This is a genomic window from Bradyrhizobium valentinum (assembly GCF_001440405.1).
Lineage (GTDB): Bacteria > Pseudomonadota > Alphaproteobacteria > Rhizobiales > Xanthobacteraceae > Bradyrhizobium > Bradyrhizobium valentinum.
In genome coordinates, this window is the sequence record NZ_LLXX01000119.1 from 112,012 (window position 1) to 125,303 (window position 13,292).

At 62.6% G+C, this 13,292-nt stretch carries 15 protein-coding genes; 11 read left to right on the forward strand and 4 right to left on the reverse strand.

The genetic code is table 11. The features are described from left to right. Nucleotides 1–33: 33 nt before the first annotated feature. From CP49_RS18630 to soxA, 6 genes are read left to right on the forward strand one after another with little or no spacing between them, the layout of a single operon-like run. Complete coding sequence (locus tag CP49_RS18630) at nt 34–327, forward strand: c-type cytochrome (protein WP_057851655.1); 294 nt, start codon at nt 34–36, stop codon at nt 325–327. A gap of 12 nt (nt 328–339) precedes the next feature. Next, nucleotides 340–1,620: an NAD(P)/FAD-dependent oxidoreductase gene (locus CP49_RS18635; RefSeq protein WP_057851656.1), complete on the forward strand. Its 1,281-nt coding sequence runs from the start codon at nt 340–342 to the stop codon at nt 1,618–1,620. Continuing rightward, the gene (soxX, locus tag CP49_RS18640; RefSeq protein WP_082646088.1) at nt 1,613–2,071 is read left to right on the forward strand and encodes a sulfur oxidation c-type cytochrome SoxX; all 459 of its coding nucleotides are present in this window, start codon (nt 1,613–1,615) and stop codon (nt 2,069–2,071) included. The genes CP49_RS18635 and soxX overlap by 8 nt, the downstream gene beginning before the upstream one ends. Before the next feature lie 9 nt (nt 2,072–2,080). After that, nucleotides 2,081–2,560, forward strand: a complete 480-nt coding sequence (locus CP49_RS18645; protein WP_057851657.1) for a SoxY-related AACIE arm protein — start codon at nt 2,081–2,083, stop codon at nt 2,558–2,560. After that, a complete protein-coding gene (gene soxZ / locus CP49_RS18650) occupies nt 2,560–2,880 on the forward strand; it encodes a thiosulfate oxidation carrier complex protein SoxZ (RefSeq protein WP_057851658.1) in 321 nt (106 codons plus the stop codon). The genes CP49_RS18645 and soxZ overlap by 1 nt, the downstream gene beginning before the upstream one ends. Beyond that, the gene (soxA, locus tag CP49_RS18655; protein ID WP_057851659.1) at nt 2,877–3,650 is read left to right on the forward strand and encodes a sulfur oxidation c-type cytochrome SoxA; all 774 of its coding nucleotides are present in this window, start codon (nt 2,877–2,879) and stop codon (nt 3,648–3,650) included. The genes soxZ and soxA overlap by 4 nt, the downstream gene beginning before the upstream one ends. A 131-nt stretch (nt 3,651–3,781) precedes the next feature. Here soxA and CP49_RS18660 read toward each other — a convergent pair whose 3' ends face one another. Further along, nucleotides 3,782–4,555: a ferredoxin--NADP reductase gene (locus CP49_RS18660; RefSeq protein ID WP_057851844.1), complete on the reverse strand. Its 774-nt coding sequence runs from the start codon at nt 4,553–4,555 to the stop codon at nt 3,782–3,784. Nucleotides 4,556–4,699: 144 nt separating this feature from the next. Here CP49_RS18660 and CP49_RS18665 point away from each other — a divergent pair, with 144 nt between their 5' ends. The 3 genes from CP49_RS18665 (at nt 4,700) to CP49_RS18675 (ending at nt 8,368) form a co-directional block, all read left to right on the forward strand. Next, nucleotides 4,700–5,899: an amidohydrolase family protein gene (locus tag CP49_RS18665; protein WP_057851845.1), complete on the forward strand. Its 1,200-nt coding sequence runs from the start codon at nt 4,700–4,702 to the stop codon at nt 5,897–5,899. A 338-nt stretch (nt 5,900–6,237) separates the two neighbouring features. After that, nucleotides 6,238–7,821, forward strand: a complete 1,584-nt coding sequence (locus CP49_RS18670) for an SUMF1/EgtB/PvdO family nonheme iron enzyme (protein WP_057851660.1) — start codon at nt 6,238–6,240, stop codon at nt 7,819–7,821. Nucleotides 7,822–7,942: 121 nt separating this feature from the next. Then, nucleotides 7,943–8,368, forward strand: a complete 426-nt coding sequence (locus tag CP49_RS18675) for a DUF4399 domain-containing protein (RefSeq protein ID WP_057851661.1) — start codon at nt 7,943–7,945, stop codon at nt 8,366–8,368. 38 nt (nt 8,369–8,406) lie between these two features. On the opposite strand, the gene CP49_RS18680 is transcribed toward CP49_RS18675, so the two are convergent. Genes CP49_RS18680 through CP49_RS18690 form a run of 3 tightly spaced genes read right to left on the reverse strand, consistent with a single transcriptional unit; the run spans nt 8,407 to nt 10,777 of the window. Continuing rightward, nucleotides 8,407–9,264, reverse strand: a complete 858-nt coding sequence (locus CP49_RS18680) for a crotonase/enoyl-CoA hydratase family protein (protein WP_057851662.1) — start codon at nt 9,262–9,264, stop codon at nt 8,407–8,409. 24 nt (nt 9,265–9,288) lie between these two features. Further along, nucleotides 9,289–10,101, reverse strand: a complete 813-nt coding sequence (locus CP49_RS18685) for a crotonase/enoyl-CoA hydratase family protein (RefSeq protein ID WP_057851663.1) — start codon at nt 10,099–10,101, stop codon at nt 9,289–9,291. Nucleotides 10,102–10,114: 13 nt separating this feature from the next. Then, complete coding sequence (locus tag CP49_RS18690) at nt 10,115–10,777, reverse strand: TetR/AcrR family transcriptional regulator (protein WP_057851664.1); 663 nt, start codon at nt 10,775–10,777, stop codon at nt 10,115–10,117. Between the two features lie 431 nt (nt 10,778–11,208). On the opposite strand from CP49_RS18690, the gene CP49_RS18695 reads away from it, so the two are divergent. Together CP49_RS18695 and CP49_RS18700 are read left to right on the forward strand one after the other, a co-directional pair. Further along, entirely contained in the window at nt 11,209–12,609 is a 1,401-nt protein-coding gene (locus CP49_RS18695) for a selenium-binding protein SBP56-related protein (protein ID WP_057851665.1), read from the forward strand. Between the two features lie 2 nt (nt 12,610–12,611). Beyond that, nucleotides 12,612–13,277, forward strand: coding sequence for a hypothetical protein (locus CP49_RS18700; protein ID WP_057851666.1), 666 nt, complete (start codon nt 12,612–12,614; stop codon nt 13,275–13,277). Nucleotides 13,278–13,292: the final 15 nt, after the last annotated feature.

The window sequence follows — 13,292 nt, forward strand, 5'->3', positions numbered from 1 at the left end:
GAGGCCGCCGTTTTCCCACCCGAGAGATTGCCGATGAACGCGTTGCGTGTCGCCATCGCAGTTGTCACGGTCGCAGCGTGGTATCAGCCGCTGCTTGCGGCTTCCGATCCCCCGCCCGGCGCGGCATCCTGCTCCGGCTGCCATTCCACCGGAACAACCACCTCGTCCATTTCGCGGCTGTACGGCCGCGATGCCGGGGATATCGCCAAGGCGATGGCCGGATTCCGCGACGGCTCGCTTCCCGCCACGGTCATGAACCGCATTGCCAAAGGTTTCACCGACGAGGAGTCGCGCGCGATTGCGGCGTGGCTCGCGGCGCAGAAATAAGGAGCCGCCGGGATGGGTATCAGCCATCGCATCAGCCGCCGGGATTTCTGCCGCGTCGCCGCTACAGCCGCAGCGGCGGCGGCGTTTCCGCTGCCCGCGTTCGCGCAAGCGGCAGCACGCGTGGTCGTGATCGGCGGCGGCTTCGGCGGCGCTAGCTGCGCGCGGGCGCTGAAACAGATCGACCCGAAATTGCAGGTCACACTGGTCGAGCCGAACCGGACCTTCATTGCCTGCCCGTTCAGCAACAACGTCATTGCCGGACTGCGTTCGATCGAGCAGCAACAATTCGGCTATGATAAGATCGCCTCCGGAGGCGTGACGGTGGTGCCGCAGGCAGCGACGAAGATCGATGCTACGGCGCGGACCGTCGGGCTCGCCGATGGCACATCGCTCGGCTACGACCGGCTGGTGCTCTCCCCCGGCATCGATTTGCGTTTCGACGCGCTACAGGGCTACGACGAAGCTGCGGCTGCGAAGATGCCGCATGCCTGGAAAGCCGGCGAGCAGACGCTGCTGCTGCGCAAGCAGCTCGAAGCCATGGACGATGGCGGTCTAGTTGTCATCGCAGCCCCGGCCAATCCCTTCCGCTGCCCGCCAGGACCTTACGAACGGGCCTGTCTGATTGCGCACTACTTGAAAACCAAGAAGCCGCGCTCCAAGCTGCTCATCCTCGATGCCAAGGATGCTTTCTCCAAGCAGCGTCTGTTCCAGAACGCCTGGAAGGAGCTCTATCCGGGAATGGTCGAATGGGTATCGCTGTCGCAGGGCGGCAAGGTGAACGGCGTGGATCCAGCGACCAACACGCTGATCACCGATTTCGGCAACCACACCGCCCAGGTGGCCAATGTCATTCCGCCGCAGCGCGCTGGCCGCATCGCTGCGATCGCCGGCGCGACTGACACCACCGGCTGGTGCGCGATCGATCCTGTCACCTTCGAGTCCAAATCGGCGCCGAATATCCATGTCATCGGCGATGCCTGTCTTGCCGGCGCCATGCCCAAATCCGCATTCACGGCGAATGCGCAGGCCAAGGTTTGCGCGGCCGCGATTGCGACGCTGATATCAGGCGGAACGCCTGCCGCGCCGAAACTGATCAACACCTGCTACAGCCTGGCGGCGCCCGATTATGGCATCTCGATTGCCGGCGTCTACCAACCGAAGAACGGATTGCTGGCCGACGTCGAAGGCGCCGGCGGCGTCAGTCCGCTGGAGGCGCCGCGCGATTTCCGCGCGCGCGAAGCCGACTACGCGCAAACCTGGTTCGCGACCATTACGGCGGAAGTCTTTGGCTAGATTCGGATTTCGCATATCGGCGCCAATCCTTGCCGGAGCGCTTCTTGCCCTGCCCGGCGGTACCGCTGCGCAGGAACTTCGCAGCTATGCGGTCGTCGGCGATGCCATTCCGTTTTCACTTACGGGCGCAGCGGGTGATGCCGCGCGCGGGCGCGCCCTGGTCGTCGAGCGTTCCAGCACTTGTATCCTCTGCCATAGCGGCCCATTTCCCGAGCAGAAATTCCAGGGCGATCTGGCGCCTGATCTTTCCGGTTCCAGCAGCCGCGCGTCCGAAGGCCAGCTTCGGCTCCGCCTAGTGGACGCGCCCCGCCTCAACGCCGCGACCATCATGCCGTCCTATTACCGCGTGGACGGCCTCAATCGCGTCGGGACGCTGTGGCGCGGCAAGCCGATCCTGTCGGCCGAGCAGATCGAGGATATCGTAGCGTATCTTATGACGCTGCGAGAATAGGAAGGCACGATGCAGCAACCTCCAAATTCATCACGCCGCCAGTTCCTCGGCCTCGCCGGTGGCGCAGCCGCGCTCGGCGCAATCCCCGTCATTACCGTTCGGCCCGCGGAGGCGACGCCCGCGATGCTTGCTTCCGCCATCCAGAATGTCACCGGCGGCGCGATGGTGCACACCGGCAAGGTCAAGCTCGACATCCCGCCGCTGGTGGAGAACGGCAACACCGTACCGATGACGGTCACCGTCGCGCATCCGATGGCCCCGGAGGATCACGTCCGGAGCATTCACGTCTTCAATGAGAAGAATCCGCAGCCCAACATCGCCAATTTCCATCTCGGCCCGCATAGCGGTCGCGCGCAGGTTTCGACCCGCATCCGTCTCGCCGACAGCCAGAAGATCGTCGCGATCGCAAAACTCTCGGATGGCTCGTTCTGGTCAACCAGCGTCGACGTCGTGGTGACGCTCGCAGCCTGCACCGAGGAGGTAATCTGATGGCTTCCGCGCTCATCAACGTTCCGGCGAAAGCCAAACGCGGCGACATTATCGAGATCAAGACGCTGATGTCGCACATTATGGAAACCGGCTATCGCCATACGACTACAGGCGAAGCCGTTCCGCGCAACATCATCACGAGCTTTACGTGCCGCTTCAATGGAAACGAGATTTTCCGCGCCGATCTGTTTCCGGCGATCGCCGCGAACCCCTTCATCACTTTTTTCACGACCGCCACAGAAAGCGGCAAGTTCGAGTTCGAATGGATCGGCGACAAGGGCTTTTCCGAAACCGCGTCCGCCTCGATCACGGTCGAATGAGACCTTTTGGCGCCATAGCCGCCGCGCTGTTGACCGCAAGCGCGGTGTGCGCCGCCGAAATCCCCCAAGCCGACCGCCGCTCCGGCTACAGTTTTATGAAGGCCGACACCAAGGCGATGCAGGACGAGGATACCGCCAATCCAGGCATGCTCTGGGTGCTCGACGGCGAAGCGCTATGGAGGCGCAAGCTAGGCGCCTCCAACAAGGCCTGCGCCGATTGCCACGGCGATGCGCGCACCAGCATGAAAGGGATAGCCGCCCGTTACCCCGCCTTTGACAAGGCAACCGGCCGTCCGGTCGATCTGGAGCAGCGCATCAATTCGTGCCGCAGCAACCACCAGCAGGCGACGCCGATGCCCTTCGAGAGCCGCGAACTGCTGGCGCTCACGGCCTTTGTCTCACGGCAGTCGCAGGGCATGCCGATCGAGACCGGCGCCGACCCACAGCTCGCGCCGTTTATCGCCAGGGGAGGCGAGCGTTATATGCAGCGGCAGGGCCAGCTCAATCTCGCTTGCGCCAATTGCCATGACGACAATTGGGACAAGAAGCTCGCCGGCTCCGCGATCACGCAGGGACACCCGACCGGCTACCCGCTCTACCGGCTGGAATGGCAGTCGCTGGGATCGCTGCAGCGGCGCCTGCGCGCCTGCATCACCGGCATCCGCGCGCAGGCCTATGACTACGGCGCGCCGGAACTGGTCGAACTTGAATTGTATCTGATGTCACGGGCGCGCGGGATGGCGATGGAAGCGCCGGGGGTTAGGCCTTAGCTCTAACCCCTCATGGTGAGGAGCGCGCAGCGCGTCTCGAACCATGAGGCCCCGCTGTGGCCTCGCCCTTCGAGACGCTTGCTGCGCAAGCTCCTCAGGGTGAGGAGATAAACCTATGGCGCCGCAGGAGATCACCGCTCCACAAACGCCTTCTCGACGACGAACTGGGCCGGCTCGCCGTGATTGCCCTCGACAAGCCCCTTGCCGTTGAGCAGCGTGCGCGTGTCCGCCACCAGCGCCGGGCTGCCGCAGATCATGACGCGATCATGCGCGGGATCGAGCGAGGCCAAACCGATATCAGCGAACAGTTTTCCTGAGTTGATCAGGTCGGTGATGCGGCCGCGGTTGCGGAACGGGTCGCGGGTCACCGTCGGGTAATAGATCAACTGGTTGCGGACATATTCGCCGATCAGTTCGTCGTTCGGCAGCTTTTCGGTGATCATCTCGCCATAGGCGAGCTCGGCGACGCGGCGGCAGCCGTGCAGCAGCACGACCTTCTCGAACCGCTCATAGGTCTCGGGATCCTTGATCACGGAAAGAAACGGGGCCAAGCCCGTGCCGGTGCCGATCAGATAGAGATTGCGGCCGTCCTCGAGGTTGTCGATGACCAGCGTGCCCGTGGCCTTGCGGCTGACGATGATCTCGTCGCCCTGCTTCAAGTGCTGGAGGCGCGAGGTCAGTGGCCCGTCCGGCACCTTGATCGAGAAGAATTCCAGCCGGTCCTCGTAATTGGCGCTGGCGACTGAGTAGGCCCGGAGCAGCTGCTTCTCGCCGACCTTCAGTCCGATCATGGTGAACTCACCGTTGCGGAAGCGGAACGAGGGATCGCGCGTGGTGGTGAAGCTGAACAGCGTGTCGGTCCAGTGATGGACGCTGAGGACGCTTTCCTGGTTGAAATTGCTCATCTTGCCGTTCCTGACCTGCAAGCCGGATTGACCGATCAAATCATTCGTATACGATCGTTCGTATACAAATGAATAATCCAGCTTGATCCGATCGTCAAGCCGGGCAGAATGCGCAGCGAAGGCATTGAACCAAAAGGAAAAACCATGGCCCACGATGCACCCCAGGCGACCGGTCCCAGCAAGCTGGTGATCCGCAACATCGGGTTGCTGCTGTCGGGGGCATTGGAGAAGCCGATCCTGGACGGCGACACGATCGTGGCCGAAAACGGCAAGATTTCAGCGATCGGCCGCTTCAAGGACGTCAACACCGAGGGCGCCACCACGGTCGTCGACGCCAATGGCACCACCGTCGCGCCCGGCCTGATCGACAGCCATGTCCACCCCGTCGCCGGCGACTGGACGCCGCGGCAGAACCAGACCAACTGGATCGACAGCTATCTCCATGGCGGCGTCACCACCATGATCTCGGCCGGCGAAGTCCACATGCCCGGTCGTCCACGCGACGTCGTCGGCCTGAAGGCGATGGCGATCTTTGCGCAGCGCGCGTTCTGGACGCTGCGTCCGGGCGGGGTGAAGGTGCACGCCGGCGCGCCCGTGATCGAATGCGAAATGGTCGAGGACGATTTCAAGGAATTGGCCGCGGCCGGCGTCAAGCTGCTCGGCGAAGTCGGCCTTGGCGGCGTCAAGGACGGCCCGACTGCGCGCAAGATGGTCGGCTGGGCACGTAAATACGGCATCCAGAGCACGATCCACACCGGCGGTCCCTCGATTCCCGGCTCCGGCCTGATCGACAAGGACGTGGTGCTGGAAGCCGACACCGACGTGGTCGGTCATATCAATGGCGGCCACACTGCGCTGCCCGACGACCAGATCCGCTGCATCTGCGAGGGCTGCAAGCGCGGGCTGGAGCTGGTTCACAACGGCAATGAGCGCTCAGCGCTGTTCACGTTGCGCACCGCGCGCGAAATGGGCGACCTGCACCGCGTCATCCTCGGCACCGATGCGCCGGCCGGCTCCGGCGTGCAGCCGCTCGGCATTTTGCGGATGGTGTCGATGCTGTCCTCGCTCGGCGATCTGCCCGCCGAACTCGCCTTCTGCCTTGCCACCGGCAACACCGCCCGCATGCGCGAGCTCGATTGCGGGCTAATTGAAGTCGGCCGCTCTGCCGATTTCGTGCTGATGGACAAGGCGCAGCACTCGCCCGGCAAGAACATCCTCGAGAGCGTGCAGCTCGGCGACCTCCCCGGCATCGGCATGACCATCATCGACGGCATCGTCCGCACCCAGCGCAGCCGCAACACGCCGCCCGCCGGGAAGGTGCCCGAGATCATCATCGGGCATTGATGGCGGTGGACCTAGCCGCGTCGCCGGTTCCGCAGCGACGGCGACAGGCCGGTGATCGCGGGCGACGCTGAACTGGCGTTCCGCACTGCGCATCGGCAATATCGCCTTCGTTCCATGTGGCCAACCCGCTCGTTCGATGCGGTAAGCGTGCCACAGTACCCGATCGACGAAGATCCATACCGGTGGTTGGCCGAGGATCAGTCCAACCCCAGTCGGTGGACGGTTCCACGCATTGCGGCCGCTCGCTTGCTACATGCCTGCAATATGCTACGTTATTGGCGCTGGAAAGATTGTTTGCCCCACACTGTCATTTTCGCAGTCTTGGAACAATCTGAACCATGGCTCAGATTCGTGACATCAAGACAGGCCGAGTTGGCGCGCCAACGCGCGAACCGGCACCGCGCCGCCTTGCAGCCATCGTGGCAGGCGATATCTCCGGTTACAGCCGACTGATGCAAATCGACGAAGAGGGCACGCACAACCGTGTCAAGCGCATCGAGCGCGATCTCATCGAACCCAGCATCATAGAACATCACGGCAGGCTTGTTAAAACCACCGGCGACGGGTTCATTGCGATTTTCGATAGTCCCGTCGAAGCCGTCCGCTGCAGCATCGTGATCCAGCAAAATCTGGTGGGACGCAACGCGGCACTGCCGAAGCACCATTGGATCGAGTATCGAATTGGCGTCAATCTTGGCGATGTCATCATCGAAACGGACGACGTTTACGGCGACGGCGTCAATATTGCCACGCGACTTGAAGGCATAGCCCAGCCCGGCGAAGTCTATATCTCCGGCGGCATCTACGAACAGATTAAGCACAAGCTGGTTTGCGGATACGAATCGCTCGGTGATCGCCATGTCAAGAACATCACCGACCCGGTGCGGGTCTATCGCGTGCTTTCCGATCCTGCGGCGCTTCTGCAAAGCCGGAAGCGGCGCGAAGGCATTCTGGTCTCCTTGCTGATCTTTGCGCTGCTGCTAATTGCGGGCGGCGCTATCTGGACGCTCTTGCCAACCGGCAAGCTGAAAAATCTGGTTTCGGCTCCCGTTTCACCTCCGGCCGAAGTGCAGAAGGCGCCCGCCACAAAACAACCAGCGCCGCCTGCTCAGCCTGCGCCAACGCAGCAGCAGGCGACGCCTCAGCCAGAGCCGTCTCCAGCTTCCAAACAGGCCGCGCCGCTACCGCCGTCCGCCCTACCCGCCCCACCCGCTGGTCAACCAACCACGCAGGCGGCCGCCTCGGTTCGAGAACCCGAGATGGTCTCGCTTCGGGGTGGCAGCTTCGCAATGGGCAGCAACGAAGACGTTTCGGAAAAGCCGGTCCGTCAGGTAACGATCAAGCCGTTTGCGATGGGGAAATTTCCTGTCTCCGTGCGAGAATGGAATGCATGCGCTGCTGCAAAGGCATGCGGATTCACAGCGAGCGGAAAGGACGATGCGCCTGTTACAAACGTAAGCTGGAGCGACGCCAAGCAATATGCCGCGTGGCTCGCGGAAACCACCGGCAAGCCGTATCGGCTGCCGAGCGAGGCCGAATGGGAATATGCAGCGCGCGGCGGCACGCAGACCCGATACTGGTGGGGCGATCAGTTTCAGCCCGGCATGGTCAATTGCAAGAACTGCAGTGACATTCCGGCCATCGATCAGCCGGTGAAGGTCGGCAGCCTGAAGCCAAATCCTTTTGGGCTATTCGATATGGGCGGCGGCGTTGACCAATGGGTGGAAGACTGCTGGCACAGAAATTATCAAGGCGCGCCGGCAGACGGGTCAGCGTGGGTCGAGAATGGATGTCCCTCGCATGTCATCCGTTCCGGCTCCTGGAGGAAAGACTCGCAATATGCCCGGACGTCAAACCGCGGCAGCTATGACACCAACGTGCGGTATCCCACCCACGGGTTCCGCGTCGCACTTTCCCCCTAGAGCGGGATAACTTTTCTTCGAAAAGTCGTCCCGCTCTATCTCTTTGATTCGAGCATGATCTTTTCGGAGAACCGGTACCCACTTTTCCGGATCATGCTCTAGGAAGCGTTGAGAGACAGTCATGAAGTTTATGCAGTGGATCGCTCTGTCAGCAGCGCTCACTTGCCTGCCGTTCGCCGCGTGCGCCCAAGGAAAGCCCGCTGCGAAGGATGCGCTTCTTTATTTCGTGTGGCCGCAGAACGGCGCCACCATCAAAGGTGCATTCTGGTGCCGCTTTGGTCTGCGCAACATGGGCGTAACGCACGCCGGCGACAATTATCCAAACAGCGGCCATCATCATCTTCTGATCAATGTGAACGAGCCGCTCAATCCGAACGAACCGATCCCGCAAGACAAGTCACATCTTCATTTTGGGGCGGGTCAGACCGAAGCCCGGATCGAACTTCCACCCGGCAAGCACACGCTTCAGCTCGTGCTCGGCGATGCCGAACACTACCCACACGTTCCTCCGGTGGTCTCGCAGAAAATTACCATTACGGTCAGATAGAGCGGAATGCTCTCCGACTCGAAATCTTGCGCTTCGAATTACCTGTTTTGCGTGATCGGCTGGTTGGTCGTCCAGTCGAAGGTACCCTGGTCGCGTTCGTCGACGGCGTGTTTCCACCCCATCTCCTCCGACCGTCGCTTGAAGTTCAGCCCCTCGGGAGAATGCCGGGTGATACCGTCGAACACGGTGGCGATCATCTGCGTGCCCATCAGGCCCATATTGTAGAGTGCCTGGTTGACCATCAGTTTCTGCATCATGAGCTGGTTCTGCGGCACGGTGGCGATGCGGTGTGCAAGCGCGTCGACCTCCTCATCCAGCCTGTCGGCCGGAACGGCTTTCAGCACGAGGCCGAGCGCTGCTGCTTCAACGCCGGTGATCTTGTCGCCGGTGAACAGCATGCGCTTGGCTTTTTCGGCGCCGAGCCGGTAGACCCACATCGCCGTTGTCGGACAGCCCCAGACCCGAACCGGCGGATAGCCGATGCGCGCATCTTCCGCCATGACGATCATGTCAGAGCACAACGCGATGTCGGAGCCGCCGGCGACCGCAAAGCCCTGCACCTTGCAGATCACCGGCCGCTTCGAACGGAACAGGCTCATGAACTTGTTGGTGTTGTCGGACATGGCCGCGTAATCTTTCATCGGATCCCACGGCATCTCCTGGGTATAGCGATTGGCCTTGTCGCCGGAGGCGTAAGCCGTCAGGTCGTATCCGGCGCAGAAGGCGCGGCCGGCGCCCGCCAGCACGATGACATGCGCCCCCGGATCACTGTCGGCACGCGCCACTGCATCGGCGAGCGCGCCCGGCAACTCGTCGTCGATCGCATTCATGACCTCCGGCCGGTTCAGCGTGATGCGGGCGATGCGACCGTCGCGCTCGTAGATGACTTTGGCCATGAGAGCCTCCCTGGATAAAGGAATTCAGATCTTGGCAAAATCGCCGTGGCGGCCCTTGCCGGCGGCAAAGCGCGCGGCGCCGCTAACGCCTTCCTTGAAGATGGCTTCAACGCCGTTGGTCCATTCCTGCCGCAACGCTTCACGGACCGGCAGACCGTAGGTTTCCACCACCGAGCGGCGATCTGCCCGCACGGCCGCTTGCGGAAACCGCGCGATCTCCCGCGCCATTGCCTCGGCCGCGGCACGCGCGCCACCGGTCTCGACCACCTGTTCGCACATGCCGATGCGCAGCGCTTCGTCCGCCGGGACCTTGCGGCCCGTAAGGATGATTTCCATAGCTCGTCCCTGCCCGACCAGACGCGCCAGACGAACGCTGCCGCCGTCCAACAGCGGGATACCCCAGCGCCGGCAATAGACGCCGAAATAGGCGCTCTCGGCCATCACGCGGATATCGCACCACAGCGCAAGCTCCATCCCGCCGGCCACTGCCGGTCCTTCTACCGCGGCAATTACCGGCTTCGACAATTCCAATCGCGTCGGTCCGAGCGGACCGCGCGGCGCGGGGTTTGCGCCGGTGGGGAACGCCAGGCCATCGACGACATGACGTTGGAAAGCGGCGCGATCGGAGAGCGTGCTGGCGAATTTGAGATCCCAGCCGGCACAGAACGCGCCGCCCTCGCCCCACAGCACGGCGACGCTAGCGGAATCGTCGGCGTCGAATTCCTTGAAGGCTGCCAGGATTGCTTCCGCGCTGTCGGGATCCATAGCGTTGCGCGCTTCGGCAAACCGGCTGTGGATGATTGTCCACACTGCGCCCTGCTTTTCGATCCGGACCATTTCGCCTACTCCCTTACTGTTTTGATTTGCGTGCGGCCTTTACGTTCTTCGACATCGTCGGGGCAAGGCATTGCGCCAGCATCATGCGAAGCAGCGCCTGCGCGCCGGTTTCCAGAAAATCCAGCCGGCCCGCAATCTGCAGCACGAGAGCCCCGATCATCTGGCTGGTGAGCAGCGCTACCCACGGCCGAACCTCTGAAGGCTTGAGGCCGCGCACTTCAGTCAGCGGCAGGGCGATGCGTTCCAGCACCTTCCATAGCGCCTGGTTGAGTTCCTCATCCGATGGCTTGCCGACGCCCAGCCGCTTGAGGCCGCGGAACGCATAGAGGCCTAGATTTATCTCGAAGCGGTGATCGAGGTAGTAGTTCAGGAAGGCCCCGCAGGCCGCCTCGACCTGCGTCTCCGGCGTCCGCGCTTTAGTCACGGCCTCGGCAACGTAGGCATCGAGCGCCGCCAGCGACTGTTTCAGCAGTTCGGCGTAGATCGCCTGCTTGCTATCGAACAGCGGATAGATCGCGCCCGTCGTGCAGCCGGCGCGAACGGCGATGCCGCGCATGGTGGCGCCTTCCAGGCCCTGTTCGGCGAATTCGTCGCGCGCGGCGCGCAGCAGAAGCTCGCGCTTCGCCCCCTTCACGACGTCAGACCAGTCCTTTTGGGAGGGTGCGAGCTTGTTCATGATAACAACGTTATCAAACAGTTTGATGTAACGTCAATAGTAACAGCGGTTTCACGGCCCCGCCAATCTGGGCGCCGCCGACCAAGCCAACGCTCGATCGATTGCACGGAGAAAGCGTGCATAGGACGCAGGACGCCCTCTCCCTGCAAATGGTCGCGAGCGAATGGCGATGATCGAACCTGCGTTGACGCGTTCGCGACGCCGCCCAAACCGGCAAGCGCAATCATCAGCAGGCTTCCGCGCCCTTTGCGTCGCGCAGCGGATCAGTAGCACCATCGTTATTTTCGCCTGCCGTATTGCGGTGTATGGTCGGTCGGCAAACCCCGGCCGGCGGCGCTCGCAAAAGGAACTCAACGCGTCGGGTGATGTCTTGCTGCTGCATGCCGCTGAGCCGTGTCGCTGTACATCGAGGCAAACAGGGAGGCAGTACGATGAACATTCGGCCCGATCCCACGTTTCACGCTTCGCCAAAGCTTGCCATGGAAGCTCCGCCGGAGAGCTTCGCCTACACCGTCCTGCTCAGCCCGGACGCTTCAAAACCGGATGCGCTGGCTGTGATCGACGTCAATCCGAATTCCCAGACCTACAGTCAGATCGTTCACACGGTGACGATGCCGAACAAGGGCGACGAGTTTCACCATTTCGGCTGGAACGCCTGCTCGTCGGCGCTATCGCCGCTCACCGGACATGCCTTCCTCGAGCGCCGCTATCTGATCATTCCCGGCATGCGGTCATCCCGCATCTACATCGTCGATACCAAGCCCGATCCCACCAAGGCGGCGATACACAAGATCATCGAGCCGGAGGAAATCTTCAGGAAGACCGGATACTCGCGGCCCCACACCGTTCATTGCGGGCCGGAAGGCATCTACGTCTCTACGCTCGGCGGCGGCGGCAAGGATGGCACCGACGGACCGCCCGGCGTCTTCATCATGGACTGCGAAACCTTCGAGGTGCTCGGACGGTGGGAAATCGATCGTGGCCCCCAGACAATGCACTATGATTTCTGGTGGAACCTGCCACGCGATTACATGGTGACGAGCGAGTGGGGGTTGCCGCCGCAGTTCGAGAACGGCATCGTGCCGGAGGATCTGCTCTCGAACAAGTACGGTCACCATATTCACTTCTGGGATCTGCGGGCCCGGCGAAACGTGCAGACAATTGATCTCGGGGCCAATCATCAGATGGGGCTGGAAGTGCGTCCCGCGCATGATCCGGTTCGCGAATACGGCTTTCTGGGCACCGTGGTCGACACCACAAATCTCGAAGGCTCGATCTGGACCTGGTGGCGCGAGGGCGGCAAGTTTCACGTCGAGAAGACGGCGACGATCTCGCCCGAGGCGGCGCCGAAGGAGCAATTGCCGCCGCTGCTGCAGGGCTTTGGCGCAGTGCCGCCGCTGGTGACGGACATCGACCTGTCGATGGACGACAAATTCCTCTACGTCGCCTGCTGGGGCACCGGCGAGATGCGTCAATACAATGTCAGCGAACCGCGGAGGCCGAAGCTTGCCGGCTCGGTGCGCATCGGCGGCATCGCGCGGCGCACGCCGCACCCGAACGGCAAGGCGTTTGCAGGCGGTCCGCAGATGGTCGAGATCAGCCGCGACGGCAAGCGGGTTTACTGGACCAACTCGCTCTACTCGACGTGGGACGATCAATTCTATCCCGATGGTGTCCCGGGCGCCATGGTGATGGCCAATACGAAGCCGGACGGTGGCCTCGAGCTGGCGCGAGACTACTGGGTCAACTTCCCCGACGGATACCGCGCACACCAAGTCCGGCTCGACGGCGGTGACTGTTCGACGGATTCGTTCTGCTATCCGTCGGTCTGAATTTGAGCGCAGCCGACTGGACACCTGCCTGGCTCTGGCTGGCTGTCATCGCGAGCGGCCTCTACCACGGCGTCAACCCGGGCATGGGGTGGCCGCTCGCCGTTTCGGCTGGATTGATGGAAAGAAGTCCGCGGGCGCTGGTGGCCGCGCTCTGGCCGCTCACGGCCGGCCATCTGCTCGCGATGCTCCTCGTGATGTTGCCCTTCGCGCTATTGGTTGCCGTGGTCGAATGGCAGCGCACGATACAGATCGGCGCCAGCCTCCTCGTCGTGGCCTTCGGTCTGTTCCGGCTCGCCAACAGGCGCCATCCGAGAGTGCTGGCGCGGATATCACCGGCGCAATTGGGGCTTTGGTCGTTCGCCGTGGCGCTCGCACACGGCGCCGCGCTGATGCTGGTGCCGATCTATCTCAGGCTCTGCCGGGAAGCCGAACTAGACAGCGGCCATGCTGCCGCTGGCACGCTCATCAACGCCAATCTCGGCATGGCCGTGCTGGTCGCTACCATCCATGCCGCAGCGATGATCGCCGCCGGCGGATGTTGCGCGTGGCTCGCCTACCGCTATCTCGGCCTCAAATTCATATCGCAAAGCTGGTTCAACCTGGACACGACTTGGGCCGTCAGCCTCATCCTGGTCGGCGCGGTTGCACTGGCATTCAACCTGAGCTGACGCGGAAGCCGCGGC